The organism is Nocardioides psychrotolerans (genome assembly GCF_943371775.1).
Taxonomy (GTDB): domain Bacteria; phylum Actinomycetota; class Actinomycetes; order Propionibacteriales; family Nocardioidaceae; genus Nocardioides; species Nocardioides psychrotolerans_A.
Genome location: NZ_CALRWD010000077.1, coordinates 1 through 22,732 on the forward strand (window position 1 = coordinate 1; position 22,732 = coordinate 22,732).

19 protein-coding genes and 2 pseudogenes are annotated in these 22,732 nt (G+C 71.3%); 9 read left to right on the top strand and 12 right to left on the bottom strand.

Features of this window, described 5'->3' with window-relative positions; genetic code table 11:
- Positions 1–212 (top strand): annotated as a pseudogene (locus AAG827_RS18110) (TIGR03089 family protein); the annotation flags it as partial.
- Positions 213–258: 46 nt separating this feature from the next.
- On the opposite strand, the gene AAG827_RS18115 reads toward AAG827_RS18110, so the two are convergent.
- The 6 genes from AAG827_RS18115 to glf form a co-directional block, all read right to left on the bottom strand.
- Entirely contained in the window at positions 259–3,126 is a 2,868-nt protein-coding gene (locus AAG827_RS18115) for an FG-GAP-like repeat-containing protein (RefSeq protein ID WP_341927620.1), read from the bottom strand.
- Between the two features lie 206 nt (positions 3,127–3,332).
- Positions 3,333–5,087 carry an N-acetylmuramoyl-L-alanine amidase gene (locus AAG827_RS18120; protein WP_341927621.1) on the bottom strand — a complete coding sequence of 585 codons (1,755 nt, stop codon included), beginning with the start codon at positions 5,085–5,087 and terminating at the stop codon, positions 3,333–3,335.
- An 81-nt stretch (positions 5,088–5,168) separates the two neighbouring features.
- Positions 5,169–5,972, bottom strand: a complete 804-nt coding sequence (locus AAG827_RS18125) for an ABC transporter ATP-binding protein (protein ID WP_341927622.1) — start codon at positions 5,970–5,972, stop codon at positions 5,169–5,171.
- Entirely contained in the window at positions 5,972–6,859 is an 888-nt protein-coding gene (locus AAG827_RS18130; protein ID WP_341927623.1) for an ABC transporter permease, read from the bottom strand. Before AAG827_RS18130 ends, AAG827_RS18125 begins: the two co-directional genes overlap by 1 nt.
- Positions 6,852–8,855 carry a glycosyltransferase gene (locus tag AAG827_RS18135; protein WP_341927624.1) on the bottom strand — a complete coding sequence of 668 codons (2,004 nt, stop codon included), beginning with the start codon at positions 8,853–8,855 and terminating at the stop codon, positions 6,852–6,854. Before AAG827_RS18135 ends, AAG827_RS18130 begins: the two co-directional genes overlap by 8 nt.
- Entirely contained in the window at positions 8,852–10,060 is a 1,209-nt protein-coding gene (glf, locus tag AAG827_RS18140) for a UDP-galactopyranose mutase (RefSeq protein WP_341927625.1), read from the bottom strand. The genes AAG827_RS18135 and glf overlap by 4 nt, the downstream gene beginning before the upstream one ends.
- Positions 10,061–10,179: 119 nt before the next feature.
- Here glf and AAG827_RS18145 point away from each other — a divergent pair, with 119 nt between their 5' ends.
- The gene (locus tag AAG827_RS18145) at positions 10,180–11,268 is read left to right on the top strand and encodes a phosphatase PAP2 family protein (protein WP_341927626.1); all 1,089 of its coding nucleotides are present in this window, start codon (positions 10,180–10,182) and stop codon (positions 11,266–11,268) included.
- On the opposite strand, the gene AAG827_RS18150 is transcribed toward AAG827_RS18145, so the two are convergent.
- From AAG827_RS18150 to AAG827_RS18170, 5 genes are all read right to left on the bottom strand, one after another.
- On the bottom strand, positions 11,240–12,196 hold the full coding sequence (locus AAG827_RS18150; protein ID WP_341927627.1) for a glycosyltransferase family 2 protein: 957 nt from the start codon (positions 12,194–12,196) through the stop codon (positions 11,240–11,242). The genes AAG827_RS18145 and AAG827_RS18150 overlap by 29 nt on opposite strands.
- Entirely contained in the window at positions 12,193–13,128 is a 936-nt protein-coding gene (locus AAG827_RS18155; protein ID WP_341927628.1) for a glycosyltransferase, read from the bottom strand. Before AAG827_RS18155 ends, AAG827_RS18150 begins: the two co-directional genes overlap by 4 nt.
- Positions 13,129–13,144: 16 nt before the next feature.
- Entirely contained in the window at positions 13,145–14,194 is a 1,050-nt protein-coding gene (locus tag AAG827_RS18160; protein ID WP_341927629.1) for a 5'-3' exonuclease H3TH domain-containing protein, read from the bottom strand.
- Positions 14,195–14,251: 57 nt separating this feature from the next.
- Positions 14,252–15,661, bottom strand: coding sequence for an LCP family protein (locus AAG827_RS18165; protein ID WP_341927630.1), 1,410 nt, complete (start codon positions 15,659–15,661; stop codon positions 14,252–14,254).
- A gap of 114 nt (positions 15,662–15,775) precedes the next feature.
- Entirely contained in the window at positions 15,776–16,285 is a 510-nt protein-coding gene (locus AAG827_RS18170; RefSeq protein ID WP_341927631.1) for an acyl-CoA thioesterase, read from the bottom strand.
- Between the two features lie 39 nt (positions 16,286–16,324).
- Here AAG827_RS18170 and AAG827_RS18175 point away from each other — a divergent pair, with 39 nt between their 5' ends.
- Positions 16,325–17,560, top strand: a complete 1,236-nt coding sequence (locus tag AAG827_RS18175; protein WP_341927632.1) for an LCP family protein — start codon at positions 16,325–16,327, stop codon at positions 17,558–17,560.
- Positions 17,557–18,432 (top strand): crotonase/enoyl-CoA hydratase family protein, encoded by an 876-nt coding sequence (locus tag AAG827_RS18180; RefSeq protein ID WP_341927633.1) that lies wholly within the window; start codon positions 17,557–17,559, stop codon positions 18,430–18,432. Before AAG827_RS18175 ends, AAG827_RS18180 begins: the two co-directional genes overlap by 4 nt.
- Before the next feature lie 11 nt (positions 18,433–18,443).
- Here AAG827_RS18180 and AAG827_RS18185 read toward each other — a convergent pair whose 3' ends face one another.
- The gene (locus AAG827_RS18185) at positions 18,444–19,214 is read right to left on the bottom strand and encodes a sigma-70 family RNA polymerase sigma factor (RefSeq protein WP_341927634.1); all 771 of its coding nucleotides are present in this window, start codon (positions 19,212–19,214) and stop codon (positions 18,444–18,446) included.
- 303 nt (positions 19,215–19,517) lie between these two features.
- Between AAG827_RS18185 and AAG827_RS18190 the strand changes: the two genes are divergently transcribed.
- From AAG827_RS18190 to AAG827_RS18210, 5 genes and pseudogenes are all read left to right on the top strand, one after another.
- A complete protein-coding gene (locus tag AAG827_RS18190) occupies positions 19,518–19,937 on the top strand; it encodes a CoA-binding protein (protein ID WP_341927635.1) in 420 nt (139 codons plus the stop codon).
- A complete protein-coding gene (locus tag AAG827_RS18195; protein WP_341927636.1) occupies positions 19,922–20,572 on the top strand; it encodes a DUF998 domain-containing protein in 651 nt (216 codons plus the stop codon). Before AAG827_RS18190 ends, AAG827_RS18195 begins: the two co-directional genes overlap by 16 nt.
- Positions 20,573–20,624: 52 nt before the next feature.
- Positions 20,625–21,272, top strand: coding sequence for a M15 family metallopeptidase (locus tag AAG827_RS18200; RefSeq protein ID WP_341927637.1), 648 nt, complete (start codon positions 20,625–20,627; stop codon positions 21,270–21,272).
- Positions 21,269–22,381 (top strand): alanine racemase, encoded by a 1,113-nt coding sequence (gene alr, locus AAG827_RS18205; RefSeq protein ID WP_341927638.1) that lies wholly within the window; start codon positions 21,269–21,271, stop codon positions 22,379–22,381. Before AAG827_RS18200 ends, alr begins: the two co-directional genes overlap by 4 nt.
- A pseudogene (locus AAG827_RS18210) lies at positions 22,378–22,732 on the top strand (D-alanine--D-alanine ligase); the annotation flags it as partial. The gene alr and the pseudogene AAG827_RS18210, both read left to right, overlap by 4 nt.

Sequence of the window (22,732 nt, forward strand, 5' to 3'; positions counted from 1 at the left end):
CCGAGCGGTGGGACGCGGCCGCCGCCGGGACTCACAGCACGGTCGGCGGCCGCCTCCTCTCGGTGGCGAACCCGGCTTCCCCACCGGGTATCGCCACCTTCGCCGAGCCGCTCGCGCGGAGCGGCTCGGTGGTCCTGGTCGTCCACGCCGAACGGGAGCGGCTCGAGGCGACGTACGCCGCCGAGCGCGCGACCGCTCGCTTCCCTGCGTGATGACCAGGAGTCCTGGGTGCCCGGGGTCCGTGCCGCCGGGTCTGGGTCAGCCGGCCAGGTCGTAGTCCTTCATGCCCTCACCCAGGAAGCGGCGGGGGCCGAAGCCGGTGGGGGTCATCGGCACGACGTAGAGGTAGCCCAGTCGCTTGTCGCGCACCAGCAGGTCGCCGTGCCCCACGAGGCCGATGTCGCTGATGCCGACCACCCAGTCGTACGGCGCCAGGTCGAGCCCCAGCTGGGGGCCGGTCGTCAGGCCGCCGGGTCCGTTGCCGGGGTAGAGGCGCAGGGCGGTGCCGGTGCGGAACAGCAGGTCGGGAGCGCCGTCGGTGTCGTGGCGGCCGACCGGGATCTGCTGGTTGGCGTCGATGCGGCGGTAGGCGACGTAGCTGGCCTCGAGGCCGGCGGTGCCTCGACCGGGGTAGATCCGCATGTCGCCGCCGGCGGGCTGGCCCATCAGGTCGGGCCAGCCGTCACCGGTCATGTCGCCGACGGCCGCGAGGAGGCCGACCGACCCGAAGCCGGGCGCGAGGGCCCGGACCTTGCCGAAGCCGCCCGTGCCGTCGCCCAGGCGCAGGAAGAGCCCTCCGTTGGCCTTGTTGCGCGTGATCATGTCGCCCTTGCCGTCGCGGTCCCAGTCACCGGCATTGAGCACGACGTCCGCGTTGGCCAGGTGGACCCCGGTGGGGATCGGCTGACCGAGGTCGAAGCCGCCGGTGTTCTGCAGCAGCACCAGCGAGGTGCCGCGACGGGCCACCAGGTCCGCCGCCGGGGTGCCGCTCAGCGGAGCGCCGGTGATGGCGCTGACGCCCTTGGTGCGCACGATCGGCCCGAGCGGGTGGCCGTAGACGCCGCCCCCACGACCGGGCAGCACGTAGCCGAGCTGGTTGTCGGCTCGTCGTACGAAGAGGTCGGGCACGCGGTCGGAGGTGAAGTCGCCGAGGCCGGTGATGGTGTCGAACTGCTTCCAGGTCGGCGCCAGGGCCGTGCGAGCGCTGAACCCGATCCCGTTGCTGCCGCGGTGCAGCCAGGTCTTGCCGGTGCCGGCCTCACGGGCGATCAGGTCGACCTCCCCGTCGCCGTCGACGTCGGACGCGCCGACGAGCAGGTCGTAGCCGGCCCAGCCCGTGCGCAGGGGCTGGCGCACGAAGCCGCCCGTGCCGGTGCCGAGGTAGGCGTCGAGCCGCCCCGTGGCGGTGTCGCGGGCGACCAGGTCGTTGTCACTGTCAAGGTCGAGGTCGCCGACGGCGGTGACGAGGTCGTGGCCGGCGAAGGCGTCGCTCTGCTGGACCGCGGCACCGAAGCCGCCCGCACCGGTGCCGGGCATGACGCCGGCCGCGCCGTCCGTGCTGCGGACGAGCAGGTCGCCCTTGCCGTCGCCGGTCAGGTCGGGTGACGCGACGACGGAGTCCACGTCTCCCACGCCGGTCGCGACGGTCTTCGCCGCCTCGAACGACGTGAGGCCGCCGGTCGGTAGGACGTAGCCCATCTTGTCGCTCGCACCGCGCACGATCAGGTCGGGGTGGGGCGTGGACGCGACGTCCGACTCCAGCTCGCGACCGGACCACCCTCGCTGGGCCGCGGTGGCCAGCTCGCGGATCCGACCGATCTTGGCGTAGAGGTAGCGCCCCGGGCACGCGGTCGAGTCGGCGTCGCGGTGGCCGTTGATGGCCTGGAAGGTCGAGCGGCCCACCACCTGGCGTGGCGAGGACGCGTCCACCCCGTGCAGCGAGAGCTTCCACGCGAAGAGCGCGCCGTAGGCCTGGACCATGACGGCGGGCGCCTGGGCGGTGTCGAAGTTGCCGATCGCCGACATGGCGAAGGAGTAGTCGTTGTAGCCGAGCGTGTGGGCGCCCACCACCGGGCGGTCGACGCCGCCGGCGCGCCCCTCCCAGATCCGACCGAAGCGGTCGACGAGGTAGTTGTAGCCGATGTCGCTCCAGCCGCGGGACTTGGTGTGGTAGGCGTAGATGCTGCGCAGCAGGCCCGGCACCTCGGCCTGCGTGTAGTCGTTGGCGTTGACCGTGTGGTGCACGAAGCCGGCGTGCACCTCGAAGTAGTGCAGCGAGGACTTGTCGCGCATCCCCTCGTCGGCGCCCCACTGGGCTCGGGAGTAGATCACCGGCTTGGGCGTGAACGCCCCGGCCCGCAGGTCGATCGCCTCGGTGGCCTCAGTGGCCTCAGTGGCGACGGTGGGAGCAGCGGAGGTCGGCGTGGACGCCGCCGCCTGCTCGGTGGCATCGAGCTCACGGGTGTCGATCGCGGGCGCCTCGACGGCGTTGTCCTCGGCCTCGCCCGGGTCGATGACCGCGAGGCGCAGGTCGGCCGGAGCGGCGCCGTCGGGCGTGCTCACGCGCACCTGCACCCCGTCGACGTCGCCGACGAGCAGGGCGTCCGTGCCGGGACGGGCACGACGCGCCTCGTCGCTGCGGGGGTCGGGGCCGTGCTCGGCGTCGTACTGGACGGGCATCCAGGCGGTCCACGTGTCCGCGGTCTCGGTGCGGACCTCGACGGAGATCTCGCTCTCCTCGAGGCGGAGGCCGTGCGCCCAGGTGACACCGACAGCGCCGTAGCCCGTCACCTCCTGAGGAGTGCTCACCAGCTCGCTGCCGCCCGCGCGGCCCGGGACGACCCGCGCCTGGAGCGCTCCCACGCCGACGCGCCCGCTGCGCCCGGCAGGGGCGGTCAGGGGGTACTCGGTCACGACGGGATCGACGACGCCGACCGGCACCACCGACGTCATCGTGGTCGTGCGGGCGTAGGCGGCCAGCACGCTGACCGGCTGATCAGCCCCCGGCTCGCGCTGGACGACGTCGAGGGACACCAGGTTCGCGGCCGGCGTCAGGGCTGCCAGCACCAGACCGAGAGCCAGCAGCTGCTGGCAGGCGGTCACGAAACGAGCCTTGTTCGACGGCATCTAGATCTGCTCCTGTGCGCGGGGAAGAGTCACACAAGGCGCAACTTTCACACGCGTCACAGGGCCCCGGGAAGGGGATCTGAGTAACTACAATCGTGTAATTTCCAGTCGACACGCCGACGAATTCAAGATTTGTCAAGTTTTTCGCAGCATCTGCGGGCGCGCTGGCGGACCCGAGGATCACTCGGGTCCCGACAGGCGAGGGGTCAGCGAGGAGGGATGGTGATCGTGGTCTCGGCGCGCGAGCCACGCACGATCCCGTTGCCGGGGTAGATCACGGTCACGTTGTAGCGGCCGGGCTTGAAGCCCCGGCCACGGCCGAAGCGGGCCACGCCCGCACCCTCGGCGAGCGGGACGACCTTGGTGCGGTTGTTGACCTGCACACGGATCTTGCCCGTGGCCTTGGCGCGCGACCCCTCGGGCGGACTCACCTGGACGTAGACGGTGGCATAGCCCTTGCGCCCGCCTCGGGTGCGCACGGTGACGCTGGCAGGCGCCGTGACCGGTCCGCTGGCGCGGAGGACCTGGGCGAGCGGCTCGCGACCCGGGGAGGTCAGCCGCATCCCGGCCGAGAGCACCGTGCCGACGTCGGCGGCGGAGCAGACGTACGTCGGACCGGTTGCGCCCTGGATCACGACCTCGTCGCGCGCCCACGCGTAGGTGCGGGTGGCGTCGGTCGGCGTGTAGGTGCCGGGGTCGACGCGCATGGTCTCGCCGAGCGCGGGCGTGCCCGTCAGCGACGCCGCGCGGGTGATGGTGATCGGCTCGGCGGCGTTGCGGTGCCTGTCGATGACGGCCTGCGTGCGCCGCCGGATCGTCGGCAGCACGTCGTAGAGGTTCTGGCCCGGGCAGGCGGTGTCGTTGGTGTCGCGGTGGCCGTCGATCGCGGGCAGCTTGACCACCCGCGAGGCGCTGTACTTGTCGCTGCCCTCGGAGGTCACCCGCACGAAGCCGTCGGCCTTGCGGCCGTAGAGGTCGAGCTTCCAGGCCGCGATCGCGGCGATGGCGTCGACGATCGGCCGTCCCGGCTTGACGAGGTCGAAGTTGCCGATCACCGAGACGCCGGTGGAGGTGTCGTTGAAGCCCAGGGTGTGCGCGCCGCGGACGGCCTTGGCCGCTCCCCCGGCGCGCCCCTCCCACGTCCGCCCGAAGCGGTCGACGAGGAAGTTGTAGCCGAGGTCGGACCAGCCGAGGTTGTGCGTGTGGTAGCGGTACATGCCGCGGATCAGCCCCGCCACGTCCGCCTTGGCGTAGGTGTTGGTGCTCACCGTGTGGTGGATGTGGACCTGCTTGATCGTCTCGTTGTAGCGCGGCGGCCCGTCGCGCAACGACTCGTCGGCACCCCACGTCTTGCGCGACACGATGCTGGGACGCGGGACCGTGGGCTGCGCCCGGGCCTGGGGGCTCGTCGTACGGCGGCTGGCGTCGGCGTCGAGCAGCTCGTCGCCCCGCTCGCGTGAGGGGTGCAGCAGCACCAGCGTGAGGTCGCGCGGACGCCCGCCGGCGACGTGGATCTGGATGCCGTCGGAGTCACCGATCCACAGCAGGTCGGTGCCGGCGACGTCGGTGCCCTCGCCGGAGCCGAGGTCGGGCAGGTCGTGGAGGATGCCGGCGGTCTGCCAGGCTCCCCAGGTCCCGCCCCTGCGGGACTTGATCTGGATCCGGGGCTCTGCGGTCCCGGTCCACGTGAAGGCGACCATGGAGTGCGTCGTGGTCGGCAGCTGTGCCGAGCGGAAGCGTCCCCCACCGACCTGCGGCAACAGCTCGTCGCCGAGACGGAGGTCGAGCGCGCCGACGCCGCTCCCGTCCTGCGAGGACAGCTCCAGGCGCCCGCCCGCACCACCGGTGTCGTCGTCGGAGCCGTGGGTGAGCCGGACGGCAGCGCCCACCGCACCGATCGCGACGACACCGCCGGCCATGGCTTTGAGCAGGGGACGGCGCGGGGTCGGCTGGGGAGGCATGACCACCATTGTGAGTCACACGGGCCACTCAGGTCACAACCTGCCATTCCAGGCGTGTCTGGCAGGCGTGTTAGGCAGGCGTCAGATGTCGGCGCCGAGCTCCTCGTCGAGGTCGCCCATGTCGTCGGGGTCGTTGATCGGGTTCTCGTCCTCGTACTTGAGGTACTTGATGCCGGCGTCGACGGCGCCGTCGTAACCGACCTTGCCGTTCTCCAGGACGATGACCCGGTCGCACATCTTGCGGACCGAGGCGGCGGCGTGGCTGACGTAGAAGAGCGTGCGGCCGCTGTCGCGGATCTCCTGCATCTTCTCCATGCACTTCTTCTTGAACGGGCGGTCACCGACGGCGAGCACCTCGTCGGCCAGGAAGATGTCGGAGTCGACGTGGACGGCCACCGCGAAGCCGAGCCGCGCGAACTGGCCGGAGGAGTAGTTGCCGACGGGGGCGTCGAGGTGGCGGCCGATCTCGGCGAAGTCGATGATCTCGTCGAACTTGCGGGCGGTCTCCCGCTCGCTCATGCCCAGGACGGCGGCGTTGAGGTAGACGTTCTCGCGACCGGTGAGCTGGGGGTGGAAGCCGGCACCCGTGGCGATCAGGCCGGCGATGCGTCCCCGGGTGAGCACGGTGCCGGAGTCCGGCTTCATGATCCCGTTGACGAGCTTGAGCAGGGTGCTCTTGCCGGAGCCGTTGAGGCCCATCAGCCCGATCGACTCCCCCTGCTTGACCGTGAAGCTGACGTGGTCGAGGGCGTTGAAGGTGGCGCTGAGGTCGCGGCCCTTCACCATCGCGACCGAGACCTGCTTGAACGTGCGGTGGTAGCGCAGGGTGAAGGCCTTGGTCACGTCGTCGACGACGATCGAGGTGTCCTTCGGGTAGTCCGCCATCAGAGGCGCTCCGGGATCTTGTTCTCGAGACGGGTGAAGACCAGCTGCGCGACCACCAAGATGACCAGGGAGCCACCGAGCGCGATCGCGCCACGGGTGAGGAGGTGGTCGGGCATGTGCACCAGCGCGATGGCGGCCGGGTCGTCGGTCGTGCCGGTCCAGAAGGCGCGCTGCATCAGCAGCACGGCGTCGGCGATCGGGTTGGCGAGGTAGAGCTCGGTGTGACCTTTGAAGCGCTCGGCGACCAGCGTGTAGGGGTAGATCATCGGGACGCCGAAGCGCACGAAGTTGGTCAGGATCGTCACCGCACTGGAGAAGTCGCGGAAGAACACGTTGGCCGTGCTGAAGAGCAGCGCGAGGGCGGTGCCGAGCACCATCACGATCCCCAGCGCCAGCACGGCGGCGGTCATGCCGACGAGGTCGGGCGCCCACCCCGTGACGAGGCACGCCCCCAGCAGGATCACCAGCTGGGGACCGACGTGGAAGAGCGAGACCAGCATCGACGCCACGGGGAACATCTCCCGCGGCAGCGCCATCTTCTTCACCAGGGCCTTGTTGCGCACGATCGAGCGCGTGCCGGCGTTGAAGGTCTCCACGAAGAAGTGCACGACGATCAGCCCGGCGAAGACGTGGATCGCATAGTTCGGGGCGCGGTCCTCCATGCCGATGAGCTTGCCCATGATGAACCAGTAGATGAAGAACTGGGTCAGCGGGTTGATGTAGGACCAGAGCAGCCCCAGGAAGGAGCCCTGGTAGCGCGCGCTGATCTCGCGGCGCACCAGCAGGCGCAGGAGGTAGCGACGGCTGAAGACGCCGAGCAGGCCGTTGGAGGCCGACGGTGCGACCAGGGGCTGCTCGGAGACGGGGACGTGCTCGGTGTCAGCCATTGCCACCCTGGTCATCAGCCTGGGTCCACGGCTTGAAGGTCTCCTCCCAGGCCTCGGGAGCCGTCACCGAGCCGAGCTCGTCGCGGTAGAGCTGGGCCAGCGCGGGCCACTCGCGGCGGTAGCGCTCGTGGATCTCGATCGTGCGCTTCATCAGGTCGCGGAACTTCACGTGGTCGCGCTGGTAGAGCGCGGCCGAGGTGCCGTCGTTCATGGAGACGATCGCGGAGTCCAGCCCGGCCAGGCGGTACCACTTGGCATCCATGGCCGGGACCTCCGCCTCGGGGTGCACCCGCGACAGGTCGCGCGGCGGCTTGAGCTGGCGCAGCGGCGCCAGGCCGGCCGTGATCAGCTGCGCCATCCGACCCGGGACCTCGACCCCGGCGCGACCCTTGCGTGGCGGCTTCTTGCGGCGGATGGCCGGGAAGGCGTCGTGGTCGACCTGCAGCTGCGCGTCGCTGAACTGCTTGCGGAACGCGTTGACCTCCGCGAGCCGCCCCGGCAGCATCTTGTGCAGCCCGTGCGGGCCGGCGAGCACGTCCTCCATGGCCTGGAGGCGCAGCTCGGCGGTGGAGTACTGCATGGAGACCAGGTGCGCGATCTGGTGGTTGAGGCTCTCGCGGATCATCCGGCCGCCCTTGGGGTAGGGCGAGTGCAGGAGCGCGGCGACGAAGCGGTTGCGGTGGTGGAAGTAGGCCTGCCAGTCTAGCGCGTCGTTCTTGTCGGTCCACGGGACGTGCCACACCGCCGCACCGGGGAAGGTCACCGTCGGGAAGCCGGCGGCCTTGGCGCGCAGGCCGTACTCGGAGTCGTCCCACTTGATGAAGAGCGGCAGCGACAGACCGATCTCCTCGATCACCGCGCGCGGGATCAGGCACATGAACCAGCCGTTGAAGTCGACGTCGACGCGCTTGTGCATCCAACGGCTGGAGCGCAGGTTGCGGGCGGCGAGGTCCCAGTCGGAGAAGGTGTCGAGCGGCGACTGCCACCAGAAGCGCCACGGCTGGATGATCTCGCCGAAGGAGTGCAGCCGTGAGCGGCTGTAGAGGCTGAACATGTGGCCGCCCACGAGCGTGGGTCGGCGGGCCAGGTCTCCGAACGTGACGGCGCGGATGATGCCCTCGGGCTCGCAGACGACGTCGTCGTCCATCATCATCGCGTACGTCGCCGTGCCCTTGCGCAGGGACTCCAGCTGGCCACGGGCATAGCCGCCGGAGCCACCGAGGTTGCCCTGCTCGATCATCCGCAGGGTGCTGCCCAGGAGTCCCTCGGCCTTGGCGAACTCCGGGGAGTCGACCACCTTGTCGGTGCCCTGCTCCATCACCAGGACGGTGTCGAGGTAGGGCCGGAGCTGCTCGTCCTCGCCGATCTGTTGGAGCAGCTTGGCGCAGAAGTCGGGGCGGTTCATCGTGGTGATCGCGATGTCGACCGTGCCGTGCTGGGCCCGGTCCTCGGGCACGTCGGCGGTCCACTCGGCCGACTCGACGACGACGTCCTCGTCGCCGGCGACGACGTTGTACCAGTACCACCCACCGTCGACGAACGGCTTGAGCGAGAGGTCGAAGGCGAACGTGCCGGCCCCCTCGGAGCCGACGGTCGCGGACTCGACGCGCTGGGAGCGACCGTTGGCCATCGACTTGTAGACGACGACGCTGGCCCCGGCGCCGGTCACCTTCACCGTGAGGGTCACGTCGGTGACGATCGTCCACCGGCGCCAGTAGCTGGCCGGGAAGGCGTTGAAGTAGGTGCCGAAGGAGAGCCGCTCGCCCGACTTCACCCGGAATGCGGTGCGCGACTCGATCTGGTCGGGGTGGATGCTGCGCCCCGTCGAGGTCGACTGCCGGATCGCGGCGTTGTTGAGGTCCTTGGCCGCCCGGTTGCCGCCGATCTCGTACTTGTCGGCGTCGAGGCGGGCCTCCTCGGGGTCGACGTAGAGGGCCAGGACGTCGAAGTCCCGGTCGAGCGGGAAGATCTGTCGTTGCAGCAGTCTCTGGGTCACGCGTCAACGCCTCCGCTGGTCAGTGCCGCGCCGTCAGCGAAGTGCGGCTTCAGCTTGTTGTCGAACATGGACAGCGCCGAACCGATGGCCATGTGCATGTCGAGGTACTTGTAGGTGCCGAGGCGACCGCCGAAGAGGACCATCGGCTCCTTCTTGGCCAGGTCTCGGTACTTCAGGAGCTTGGCGCGGTCCTCGGCGGTGTTGACCGGGTAGTAGGGCTCGTCGTCGGCCTCGGCGAAGCGGGAGTACTCGTGCACGACGATCGTCTTGCCCGGGAGGTAGGTGCGCTCGGGGTGCAGGTGCTTGAACTCCAGGATCCGGGTCCACGGGACGTCCTGGTCGTTGGCGTTGACGACGCCGGTGCCCTGGAAGTCGTCGACGTCGAGCGTCTCGGCCTCGAGGTCCACCGTGCGCCACGACAGGCGGCCCTCGCAGTTGTCGAAGTACTCGTCGACGGGGCCGGTGTAGACGATCGGGACCTTGCCCTTGAACTGCTCGGCGACGCCGTTGGTCGTGTCGAGGAAGTCGGTGTCGAGGCGGATCTCGATGTTGGGGTGCTCGGCCATGCGCGTCAGCCAGGCGGTGTAGCCGTCGGTCGGCAGGCCCTCGAAGTCGTCGTTGAAGTAGCGGTTGTCGAAGTTGTAGCGCACCGGCAGGCGCGTGATGATGTCGGCGCTCAGCTCGGTGGGGTCGGTCTGCCACTGCTTGGCGGTGTAGCCCTTGATGAACGCCTCGTAGAGCGGGCGGCCGATCAGGCTGACCGCCTTCTCCTCCAGGTTGGTGGCGTCCTCGGTGGCGATCTCGCTCGACTGCTCGGCGATGAGGGCACGGGCCTCGTCGGGGGTGTGGCTCTTGCCGAAGAACTGGTTGATCAGCGCGAGGTTCATCGGCAGCGAGTAGACCTGGCCCTGGTACTTGCCGAAGACCCGGTGCTGGTAGCCGGTGAAGGTGGTGAACCGGTTGACGTACTCCCAGACCCGCTTGTTGGAGGTGTGGAAGAGGTGCGTGCCGTAGACGTGCACCTCGATGCCGGTCTCCGGGTCGATCTCGGAGTAGGCGTTGCCGCCCAGGTGGTGGCGCCGCTCGAGGACCAGGACCTTGAGCCCCAGCTCCTCGGCGCAGCGCTCGGCCACGGTCAGACCGAAGAAGCCGGAGCCGACGACGACGAGGTCGGGCAGTGCGGAGGAGGGGTCAGGGGTGGACACGATCGGTCAGTCTACGGATGCGACAGGGGTGCACCCACTCCCCGCGCGGCACGCATGTCGGGGATCACACACCGCACAGGATCATGCGCTCGGCAAGGAGGCGTCCTAGGCTGTCCCCCGTGCAGGTCAGACGGTGGACATCATCCCTCAGGGACGACTTCGGCTACGCCTGGGTCGCCGGTCTCGCCATGGCCGCGGCCACGGCGTTCATCGCGGTCGTCTACGACCTGCCCGTGCGCGACCCCGACGGCATCATCCCCAGCTACATCCGGATGCCCCTGATCATCCTCGTGGCCATCCTCGCCGACATCGTCCCTCGGGTGCTGTGGCGGGCCCGACGCGCTCCCCGCACCGTCGGCGCCACGTGGCTCGAGGTCACCCGGGAGCGGTGGCCGGCCTCGCACTGGCGCTTCGCGGTCGGCGGCGTGCTCGCGTGGTACCTCACCTACGCCACCTTCCGCAACATCAAGAGCTTCGTGCCCTTCGTCAACGAGCACGTCTACGACGAGGGCATGGCCAAGCTCGACCGGATCCTCTGGCTGGGCAACAACCCCTCCACGGTCCTGCACGACCTGCTCGGCACGCAGTGGGCCGCGACGTTCCTCTCGCTGGTCTACATCATCTGGATCGTGCTGGTCCCGGCCACGATCGCGATCGCGCTGGTCTTCACCCGCAACACCCACGCCGGCTCGTGGTACGTCACCGCCATCGCGTTCGACTGGGCGCTCGGTGCCGCGATCTACCTGATGTTCCCCTCGATCGGGCCCATCTACTCGACGCCGCAGCTCTTCGACGACCTCAAGCACACCTATGTCACCGACCTGGCCAACAGCATGTGGGCCGACCGGGTGACGGTGCTCGCGGACCCGTGGGCCGCCGACGGGCTGCAGACCATCGCGGCCTTCGCCTCGCTGCACGTCGGGATCATGGTGACGATCTGCCTGGTCGTGCGTGCCATCGGGCTGCACCGCTGGATCCAGGTCGCCTCCTGGGTCTTCCTCGGCCTCACGGTCGTCTCGACGATCTACCTCGGCTGGCACTTCTCGATCGACGCGATCGCGGGAGCCGCGCTCGGCGCCGTGACGTTCTGGGCCGCCGCGATGGCCACCGGCAACCACGTGGGCCTGCGCCCGCAGCTGCGGGCCACCGAGCCCGTCGAGGAGCCCGTCGTGGAGCCCGTCAAGCAGGAGCAGGGCCCGACCCTCTGAGCCGCTCGGGTCCCGCCTCCTCCGAGAGCCGGCGCATCGACCGCGCGTCGCGCACGGCGCGCAGCACGTTGCGGGCCTCCGCCCTGCCGCCACGCACGGGGCTGAGCAGCACGACGACCAGGGCGATGAGCCACGGCTTGAGGCGCACCGCGACGTTCTCGCCGTAGCGCAGGTGCACCACGAAGAGGTTGCGGTACATGTAGTAGCCCTTCCACCCCGCCAGGTCGTGCTGCTGGTCGAAGTCCAGCTGCCGCACCAGCACGGCGTCGCGCACGGCCCAGATCCGGCGACCCGTCCGGCGGACGCGGAGGGCGAGGTCGACGTCGTCGTAGAAGATGAAGTAGCCCGGGTCGGGCAGGCCGATCTCCTCGATCACGCTGCGCCGCACCATGAAGCCCTCGAACGCGACGTTCTCCACCTCGACGCGCTCCGGCATCGCCGCCCGGGTCCCGAAGTCGGTCTCGACCATGCCGGTCTTGGGCTTGATCGCGAGCGGGTTGCGCAGGTCGAAGCGGGTGGCGGCCTTCTCGACCAGGCGGCCGGAGGTGTCCTCGCGCACCGAGGTCAGGCAGTCCTCGTCGGTCGCCATGAGGACGCCCAGGCAGTCGGGGGCGGGGACGACGTCGTCGTCCATCAACCAGACGCGGTCGAAGCCCTGCTCGTAGGCGGCGCGGACGCCCCGGTGGAAGCCGCCCGCTCCCCCGACGTTCTCGGGGCTGGTGATCACCTGGAGGGCCAGCGTGCCCCGACCCTGGGCATCGCGCAGGACCTCGGCGGTGTGGTCGGTGCTGGCGTTGTCGAGGACGATCACCGCGTCGGGCCGTCGCTCGAGGGCCTCCAGGCCCGCGAGCATGCCGACCAGCAGGTCGGCGCGGTTGAAGGTCACGACGACGATCGCGACGGTCTCGGCCGGGCGGGTCTCGCTCACGTGAGGAACCTCCGGTGCCCGGTGAAGTCGCCGCGGAGCCCGGCGTGGGCCGCGCGCGCGCTGAGCGCCACCCGTGCGGGTCGCGGGCGGGTGAACAGGTAGAACCACACGGTCTTGACCCAGAACATCAGCACGTGCGGCCAGCCGCGGTAGGTGCGCAGGTTGAGGGTGTTGTTGCGAGCCATGCAGTAGTGCTTGAGGTCGCTGGGGCTGTGGTTGTAGGTCGTGCGGCCGCCCATCATGGGCGTGCCGAGCTCGCCGACGCTGGGGTGGTGCACCCGGGCGCCGACGACCGTGGCGACGCGGGCCCCGGCGGCGCGGGCGCGCCAGAGGTATTCCACGTCGTCGCCCCAGATGAAGAACTCCGCCCGGGGCAGGCCGATGCGCTCGACCAGGTCACGGGTGACGAGGACACCGTTGAACGGAATGACGACGTCGGGCAGGACGCCGGTGTCGTCGGCGGCTGCGGTCACGTCGGCCATGGCGTGCACCACGCGGGTGCCGCCGGGCAACCGGATCGGGAAGACCAGCCTGTCGGGGGCGGCCTCGTCGACCACCACGGGGCCCCAGAAGTCGAGCCCCTCGCGGTGCTCGAGCAGGGTGGCCAGGCACGCGGGCTCGGGCAGGCCGTCGTCGTCCATCAACCACGCCAGGTCTGCGCCACGCTCCATCGCCCACGCGAGACCGTCGTGGAAGCCACCGGCGCCACCGCCGTTCTCGGCGAGGGTGCGGGCCTGCAGCCGTGGCCGCTCCGCGGACTGCCGGGCCAGCCACTCCCCAGTGCCGTCGGTCGAGGCGTTGTCGACGACCAGCACCTCGGACACCTCGGGCACCTCGGCCAGGCGTGCCACGAGGCGCTCGAGCAGCGCGAGCCGGTTGAAGGTGACGACCACCGCGACCACGCGAGGGGTCGGGGCAGGTTGCTCGGTCACCCTCCAACCCTAGGGGTCAGAAGAGCGTCTCCTGCACCGAGGCGGGCTCCGGCGCGGCCGATGCCGTCGGTGTCGCGGGACGCAGGGGCGCGAAGCGCTGGACCGGAGCGGGGCGCCAGCGCGGATCGACGTACGACGGCTCGCGCGGCCCGGTCGGCTCGCGCAACGTCAGGGCCCGCACGGCACCGCTCGCGTCAAGCCCGTGGCGGGCGAAGACGGGGCCGATGGCCTGCTCGTCGAGGGGCAGGGTCCCCGGAGTGGTGGTGAGGTCGAGGTCGACGGTGCGCACCATCGCCATGACCTCGCGGTTGAGCTGCCACTGGTCGCGGGCCTCGTCGGTGGCCAGCGTGCGGGCGCGGGCAGCGCCGATCGCCGCGGTGCAGCGCTCGCCACCGGCGGCCGCGTCGGCGAACGCGTCGGCGGCGGTGCCCAGCTCGGTGAGCAGCCTCGCTGCCGTCTTGGCGCCGAAGCCGCGCACGCCGGGGAGGTTGTCGGAGGCGTCGCCGCGCAGGGCGGCCAGGTCGAGGTACTGGTCGGGGCGCACGCCCGCGACCATCTGCAACCGCGCGGGGTCCAGGAGCGGCGAGGCGTCGACGCCGCCGTTGAGGATGCGCAGCAGACGGGTGTGCTCGTCGACCAGCGAGAAGCTGTCCCGGTCGGAGGTCACGACGACCGTGCGCGCGCCCATCGTCGGCGCCTGGGCCGCGACGCTCGCGAGGACGTCGTCGGCCTCGAGGCCGGTGGGCACGACGACGGCGACACCGAGCTCGCGGAGCACGTCGACGGCACGGTCGAGCTGCTCGTGGAGCGTGTCGGGCTTGGGCAGCCGGTGCGCCTTGTAGACCGGCCACCGCTCGCGTCGGATGCTGGAGAGCCGGTCGTCGAAGCCGACGACGACGGCGTCCGCAGAGGCGCGGTCGACCGCGGCGAGCAGCTGCGCCAGCAGCCCGCGCACCGCCCACGCGGGCCGGCCGTCCGGCGTCCGGAAGCCCGAGCGCGCCGAGGCGTGGAACGCCCGGTGCAGCAGGGAGTTGCCGTCGACGGCGAGGACGGTGCGCGTGGTCATCGCCGCCCAGCCTCCCACGCGGCACCGACGAGGTGTCGCGAGGCGTGTGGGAGCCGTTCAGCAGGCGGCGCCGAGGTCCTCGGAGTCGTTGGCGGCGTAGCCCTCGCTGAGCGAGCCGACGGAGCCGCCGGTGACGGAGTCGGGGCTCTTCTTCCTCCCACCCTTGGCCGGGGCGGGGGCGTCGCCCTCGGCGCGGGCGATGGCCTCGGCGACCTTGCGGTGGACCAGGTCGATGTCGGGGTCGCCGGTGTTGATCATCGGCGGGACGAGCGAGAGGCTCGCGATCTTCTCGCTGCGGGCCTTGAGCGCCAAGGACATGAAGGTGTCGAGCTCGGAGGCGGGCAGGTTGGTGGAGATCATCTCGCTGGAGGCCTTGGCGATGCTCTCGAAGTTCGTGACCGCCGACTGGGGGCTGATCTGCTCGAGCATGGCGTTCATGACGCACTTCTGCCGGGCCATGCGGGAGTAGTCGTCGGAGCCCTCGCGGGCCCGGGCGTACCAGAGCGTGTCGTGGCCGTCGAGCTTGCGGACGCCCGGCTCGATGTAGCCGGTCACGTCGGAGCCGAGACCGCCGACGGGGATCGGCTGGCGCACGTTGAGGGTGACTCCCCCGACCGCGTCGACGAGGTCCTTGAAGCCCTGGAGGTTGACCATCGCCCAGTAGTTGATCGTCAGGTCGGTGATGCCCTCGATGGCCATGATCGTGGCGTCCACGCCGGGGTTGTCGGAGCCCTTGAAGAGCCCGGTGTTGTCGCCGGCCCAGGTGCTGACGCCGTTGAGGTAGCAGCCCTCGCAGTCGAAGCCGTCGGGGAACTGCTCGGCCATGACCGAGCCCTCGCGGAAGGGGAAGTTGGCCATGTTGCGCGGCAGGCCGATCAGCACGGTGCGGCCGGTGTCGGCGTCGATCGAGGCGATGGTCATCGAGTCGGGACGCAGCCCCCAGCGCCCGGCGCCGGAGTCGCCACCGAGCAGCAGCACGTTGTAGCGGCCGTCGTGGGCCGAGGTGGCCTCGCCGTCGCCGAACATCGTGATGATGAAGTCGCGCTGCACCCCGACGAGGTGAGCGCCGAAGAGCAGCACGCTGGCGACGCCGAAGCAGAGGACCCCGTTGAAGCCGACCACGGCGCGGCGGTGCGCGAGCCCCAGGGACAGCGGCTGGCCGAGGCGCCAGGCGTCCATGAGGAGTGCCGCCCACGCGATGGCGCCGGCCATCAGGCCCAGGCGCAGGAGGAGCAGCAGCGTGGTGTTGGTGACCATCCCGAAGACCAGCTCACGGTCGACCAGGGCGGCGAGGAGCAGCAGGACGGAGAGGCCCAGCACACCCAGCCAGATGCGCAGCGCGACCTGGCCGACCTTGCGGTTGCCGGCCATCAGCTGAGCAGATCCGGGGACGACGAGGGTCATCACCATCAGGGACATGGCTCGGCGGAACCGGACGCGGGCAGCGCGCTCGACCGTGGAGGTCATGGGACGCCTCTTTCCGTCACGGGGGGAAGAACAGTGACGCGAGCAAGTATCACCAGTCCCACGCGTCACACGCCTCGCGACGCGCCGACAGTCGCCCGGTGGAGTCAGGCCGACTCAGGTCAACGAGCGGCCCTGGTCGATCTCGGTCTTGCGGGCCAGCCGGTGGGCCCGCCGGATCTCGGCCTCGCGGTGGCGGCGCAGGTCGTCGGGCGTCTCGGGGACCAGCGGCGGGACGGTGCGTGCCGCGCCGTCGGCGTCGATCGCCACGAAGACGAAGTAGGCCGAGGCGACATGCAGGCCCTCGGCCGTCGGGTCGTTCCAGGGCTGCGTCTCGACGCGCACCCCGATCTCCATCGAGGACCTCCCGGCCCAGTTGACCTGGCCGAACGTGCGCACGATGTCGCCCACGTGCACCGGGTGCAGGAAGGCCATCTCGTCGAGGGCCGCCGTGACCGACGGCCCGCCGCTGTGGCGCTGCGCGACGGCCCCGGCGGTGGAGTCGGCGAGCTTGACGATCTCGCCGCCGTGGATGTTGCCCAGGAGGTTGGCCTCCTTGGTCGACATCATCACCGCCAGCGACACGCGGGCGAAGGACGGGGACAGGGGCGGGACGTCCTGGGTCATCTGGTGGACGCTAGTGCACGGCGCGGTAGGTTCTGCGCCATGGCAGATCGTCCCGGCAAGGGCGGCCCCGAGGACGGGACCAACTACGGCTGGCTCTACGGCGGCAAGGCCGGCAAGGAGCCGCCCCCCGATGCGACCCGGGCGATTCCGCGCCAGCCGCGACCCGACGAGACGCGCGTGATGCCCACGCAGTCACGGCCGCCCCAGGCCGGAGGACCGTCGCGCACGTCGTCACCGCCGCCCCTCGCCCCGACACCGGGCGGACGTCCACCGGCCGGCCCCGGTCGCACCCGCGGTGGCCTCGGCAGCCGGATGCGCCGCCCGCGCTTCTGGGTGCGCTCCGTGCTGGTGCTCTTCGTCCTGTGGTTCGTCTACACCGCAGCGGTGCCGTTCTTCGCATGGACCAAGGTCGACAAGGTCTCCTTCGAGCCCGACGGTGACCGACCCGGCGACCAGCCGGGCACGACGTACCTCATGGTCGGCAGCGACTCGCGCAAGGGGCTCTCCGCCGAGGAGCGCAAGAAGCTCAGCACCGGCAACGCCACCAGCGAGCTCACCGACACGATCATGCTGCTCCACACCGGTGACGGCCCCGACGTGCTGCTGTCGATCCCCCGTGACTCGTTCGTCGAGATGCCGGGCTTCGGCCAGAGCAAGATCAACTCCGCCTACGCCCGCGGCGGGCCGGAGCTGCTCGTGCAGACCATCGAGAACGAGACGGGCATCCGCATCGACGAGTACGTCGAGATCGGCCTGGGCGGTGTCGCGGGCGTCGTCGACGCGGTCGGCGGCATCGAGGTCTGCCCGAAGGAGGCGATCCAGGACAAGCTGGCCGGCCTCGACATCGCCAAGGGCTGCCAGGAGGTCGACGGCACCGTGGCCCTGGCCTACTCGCGCTCGCGCAAGCAGTCGGCCTACGGCGACCTCGACCGCGTGCAGCGCCAGCGCGAGGTCGTCGCGGCGATCGGCGACAAGGTCGTCTCGCCCTGGACCGTGCTCAACCCGATCCGCTGGTGGCGCCTGAACAACTCCGTGCCCGGCTTCTTCGGCTTCGGCGAGTCGACGAGCACGGTCGACGCCGGCAAGTGGGCGCTGGCCATGACCAAGGTCGGCGGGGCCGACGGCCTGACCTGCACCATGCCGGTCACGGACGGCTCAGCCGAGACCTGGGACCGCGACCGCGCGGAGGTCATCTTCACGGCCTTCATCGAGGACAAGACCGACCTCATCACCAAGAAGCAATGCACCCCCACCGGACTGGCAGGAGTCAGATGAGCGCCTACGAGACCCTCGACTGGGCAGTGGACGGCGACGGCGTCGCCACGCTGACCATCAACCGCCCTGACGCCCTCAACGCCTTCGACCTCACGATGGCGCGCGAGCTGGAGCGGGTCTTCCTGACCGACGCCCGCGACGAGGACGTGCGCGCGGTCGTCGTGACCGGGGCCGGTCGGGCCTTCTGCGCCGGCATGGACCTCTCCCGCGAGGGCAACGTCTTCGGCCTCGACGAGTCGGTGACCCCCACGCCCGAGGACCTGCGCGCCCACCTCACGGAGGCGCCCTACCACGACGACATCCGCGACACCGGTGGCCGCGTCACGCTGGCCATCCACGCCCTGCCCAAGCCGGTCATCGCCGCGATCAACGGCCCGGCCGTCGGCATCGGGGCCACGATGACGCTCGCCATGGACCTGCGTCTGGCCTCCACCAAGGCACGCATCGGCTTCGTCTTCGGCCGCCTCGGCATCGTCCCGGAGGCGTGCTCGTCCTGGTTCCTGCCCCGCATCGTCGGCATCCAGCAGGCCCTGGAGTGGGTCTACTCCGCCGACATCCTCACCGCCGAGCAGGCCCTCGCCGGCCGGCTGGTGCGCAGCGTCCACGAGCCCGACGAGCTGCTGCCGGCCGCCCAGGAGCTCGCCCGCTCGTTCGTCGTCGACCGCTCCCCCGTCGCGCTGGCGCTGGCCAAGCAGCTGCTCTACCGCAACGGCGCAGCAGCCGACCCCCTCGAGGCGCACCTCTCCGACACGCTCGCGATGTTCTACACCTCCATCGGCGACGGCAAGGAGGGGGTCGCGGCGTTCAAGGAGAAGCGGTCCCCGCGTTTCACCGGGTCGGCCTCGGACCTGCCCCGGATCTTCGAGGACTGAGCGACCGCCGCTCAGGCGGCGAGGCTGCGGCGCAGCTTGAGCAGGATCCCGGTCAGCAACCGGGAGACCTGCTCCTGCGTGACGCCGACGTCGGCGCCGATCTGGGCCTGCGTCCGGTTCTCGAAGTAGCGCAGCTCGATGATCCGGCGGTCCCGCGGGCTGAGCGTCCCCATCAGGGGCTGGAGGGCCAGCCGCGCCTCGGTGCTCGCGAAGCCCGGGTCGAGGTCACCGAGGCGTTCGTGGGGGGCCTCCGCGTCGTCGTCCTCCGTGGCGCGGGGGGCGTCGAGCGACACCGGCGAGAAGCATCCGGTGGCATGGAGGCAGTCCAGCACCAGCGCGAGCGGGGCGTCGAGGTGCACCGCGACCTCGGAGGGACGAGGCGCGCGCCCCAGGACCTGGCAGAGCTCCCCCTCTGCCGCGGTGACCCGGGCCTGGAGCTCCTGCACCGAGCGGGGCGGACGGACCGTCCAGCCGGCGTCGCGGAAGTAGCGGCGGATCTCACCGCGCAGCGTGGGGACCGCATAGCTGAGGAAGTCGTCGCCGAGCGTCGGGTCGAAGCCCCGCACCGCCTTGATCAGTCCGAGGTAGGCCACCTGGTCGAGGTCCTCGTCGGCGATCCCCCGACCGTGGTAGCGCCGGGCGACATCACCGGCCACCCCCATGTTGAGGCGCACGACCTCGTTCTCGTAGCGCTCGCGCGCCGCGCCCTCGCTCGCGCGCGCCCGGGCGAGGAGCCGGGCGGTGTCGACCCGACGGCGGCTGTCGGTGAGGGCAGGGGGCACCAGGCGGTCGTCGGGAGACCCCGCGCTCGACACCATGCTGCCCACCCCCGTGTCGTCCTGGCGCCCTGCAGGCACGCTGACATGGCCTCGATCGTCGCACGAGCCACCAGGGGTCACAACCGAAACACCCGGATCCGGTCTGGACCGGCGAGCTGGGGTGCGGTCGGGTCGAGGCCGCCGAAGTGGGGGGAAAATCGGCGGCCTCGACCTCGGTGGCCGTACCCGTCACACCCGGCACTATGCGCGGCGTGACCAAGTCTTTACCTTTCCTTGACACCTGGAGGGACGGGCTAGGTTCGTCCCATGACCAGCTGGCAGGACCCCGACGCGGTCCGCTTCATGCTCGACACCTGCGACACCTGGGCGGTGGTCGGGCTGTCCGGCGACCCCAGCCGGACGGCGTACTCCATCGCCGCCCTGCTGCAGGAGCGCGGCAAGCGGATCGTGCCGATCCACCCGAGCGCTGCGGCCGGCGACCTCGAGGTGCTCGGTGAGAGGGCCTACGCCGCCCTCGACCAGGTGCCGTTCCCCCTCGACGTGGTCGACGTGTTCCGCCGCTCGGAGTCGGCCGGGGAGTTCGCCGACCAGGCGGTCGACGTGGGCGCTCGGGCCGTGTGGTTCCAGCTCGGTGTCGTGGACGAGGCGGCCTTCGCGCGGACCACCGCCGCGGGGGTCCCGATGGTGATGGACACCTGTCCGGCGATCGAGTGGCGCAAGCGCTGAGGCGCACCGTCGGTGGAGCGCTGCTGCTGACGCAGCCGCTCGTCATCGCGGTGCAGCTCCTCGTCGCCACCCGGTGGAGCGCCGGCGACTACGACCTGACGGTCAACACCATCAGCGACCTGGGCGCCGTCTCGTGCACCACCATCGGTGCGGCCTACGGACCGGTCGCGGTCTGCTCGCCCTGGCACGCGCTGATGAACGCCGCGTTCGTCGTGATCGGCGCCTGCCTGGCGCTCGGAGCGGTGCTGGTCTCCCGCGACCTGGCCGCTCGTCGGACGACCTGGGTCGCCAGCCTGCTGCTGGTCGTCTCGGGGGTGAGCTCGCTGGCCGTCGGTCTCGCACCGCTCGACAGCCAGCCCGAGGCCCACACCCTGGTGGCGCTGCCGGTCTTCGTCGCCCAACCCGTCGCCCTCGTGCTCCTGGGACTCGGCTGGCGGCACGCCGTGCCGCGCGCGGGACGGGCCGTGCTGGTGGCCGGAGTCGTGGCGGCTGCCGGCGGCCTCGCCTTCGGCGCCACGCTGGTGCTGGGCGAGCCCGGTGGGGGCTACGAGCGGATCTCGCTGTGGAGCTGCCACCTCGGGGTCGCGCTCGTCGGCATCGTGATGATGAGAGGCCTCCTCCTCGAGGACCGCTGATCGGCACCTGAGGTGGAGGCGTGGGGCCCTCGCACTTCCTAGCGTCGTCGACATGACGATCCTCCTCTCGGACCCGCGGGTCTCGGCCGTGCCGCTCCACGACGCCGGTGAACCGATGGTCCGGCTCGACGCCTCCCTCTCCCCCACCCGTCAGCTCGTACGCCGGGAGGTGGCAGCCCGGCTCGCCGTCGCTGCCCGGTCGCTGCCGGCGGGCACCGGCCTGCTCGTCGTCGAGGGGCACCGCCCGCTGGCCGCCCAGCAGGCCATCGTGGCGTCGTACTCCGCCGCGGTGCGGCGCGACCACCCGCTGGCCGACGAGGCCGAGGTGCGCCGGCTGACGAGTCGCTTCGTGGCGCCGGTCGCGGTGGCACCGCACGTGGCCGGTGCGGCGGTCGACCTGACGCTGGTCGACGCGACGGGCGAGGAGCTCGACCTCGGCACTCCCATCGACGCGACGCCGGAGCAGAGCGACGGGCGGTGCTACTTCGCCGCTGACGGGATCGGGGCGGACGCCCGCGCGCACCGCCGGCTGCTGGCGGAGGCGCTGGGTGGTGCGGGGCTGGTGAACTACCCCACCGAGTGGTGGCACTGGAGCTTCGGCGACCGCTACTGGGCGTTGGTCACTGGTGCCCCGCACGCGCTCTACGGACCGGTCGACCTGGCGGTCGGCACAACCCCCGACGGCACGGTGGCGGCATGAGTGCCCTCGCTGTCGTGGCGACACCGACGCACCACGGCGCCCGGCTCACGGTCGACCTGGCCGCGGTCGCGGCCAACACCCGGCTCTTCGCGGGACGCACCCACGGGGCGCTGATGGCGGTCGTGAAGGCCGACGGCTTCGGCCACGGTGCCGTCGACGTCGCACGGACCGCGCTCGCCCACGGCGCCTCCTGGCTCGGCGTCACGAGCCTGGAGGAGGCCCTCGCGCTGCGGGAGGCCGGGCTGCGCGCGCCGGTGCTGAGCTGGCTCAACCCGGTCGACGCCGACTACTCCGGAGCGATCGCCGCCGCGGTCGACGTGGCGGTGCCGAGCCGCGAGCACCTCGCGGCCGTGCTGCGCGCCGGTTTGGGTGCCCGGGTGCACCTCCAGCTCGACACCGGCATGGCACGCGACGGCGCATCCCCCTCCGACTGGGCCGGGCTCTGCCGTGCGGCACGCCGAGCGGAGCGCGAGGGACGGGTCCAGGTGGTCGGGGTGATGGGCCATCTCGGGTGCGCCGACGAGCCGTCCGACCCGGACAACCGGGCCGGTCGTGCCCGCTTCGCCTGGGGTCTCGCGGTGGCCCGCGAGACCGGGCTGCGACCGCCGCTGCGTCACCTGGCCGCGACCTCGGCCACCCTCACCGACCCGCTGAGCCACCACACGATGAGCCGGGTCGGCGCCGGGCTGGTGGGCATCGACCCGTCGCGGTCGACGGTGTTGTCCCCCGCGATGACGCTGACCGCGCCGGTCGTGGGCGTGCGCCGGGTCCGCGCCGGCACCCCGGTGGGCTACGGCCACACCTGGACCGCGCCCTGCGCGACGACGCTCGCGCTGCTGCCCCTGGGCTACGCCGACGGGCTGCCGCGCGCCGCCGGCCCGCGGGCCGAGGTGCTGCTGCGCGGACGACGCCACCGGCTGGTGGGTCGGGTCTCGATGGACCAGGTGGTCGTCGACGTCGGCGACGAGGCGGTGGTCGTCGGCGAGACCGCGGTGGTCTTCGGGCCCGGGGCCTCGGGCGAGCCGACCGTCGCCGAGTGGGCGGCCTGGGCCGACACCATCGAGCACGAGATCGTCACCGGCATCGGCGCCCGGGTGGTGCGCGCATGAGCACCCTGTCCCCTGGCCGGACCCGGGTCGCCGTCATCGGCGGCGGACGGTCCTGCGAGCACGACGTCTCCACCGCCTCGGCCGCGAGCGTCGCCGCGGCGCTCGACCCCTCGTCGTACGACGTGGTGCGCGTGAGCATCGACCCGCACGGCACCTGGCTGGACGGCTGCGGCCGCCCGATCGGGCTCGCCGGGGCCGCGCACGTGCTGCGCGGCTGCGACGTCGTGCTGCCCGTGGTCCACGGACCCCACGGCGAGGACGGCACGCTGGCCGCGCTCTGCGAGCTGGCGGGGCTGCCCTACGTCGGGTCGGGCGTCGGCGCCGGCGCCGTCGCGATGGACAAGTGGGTGA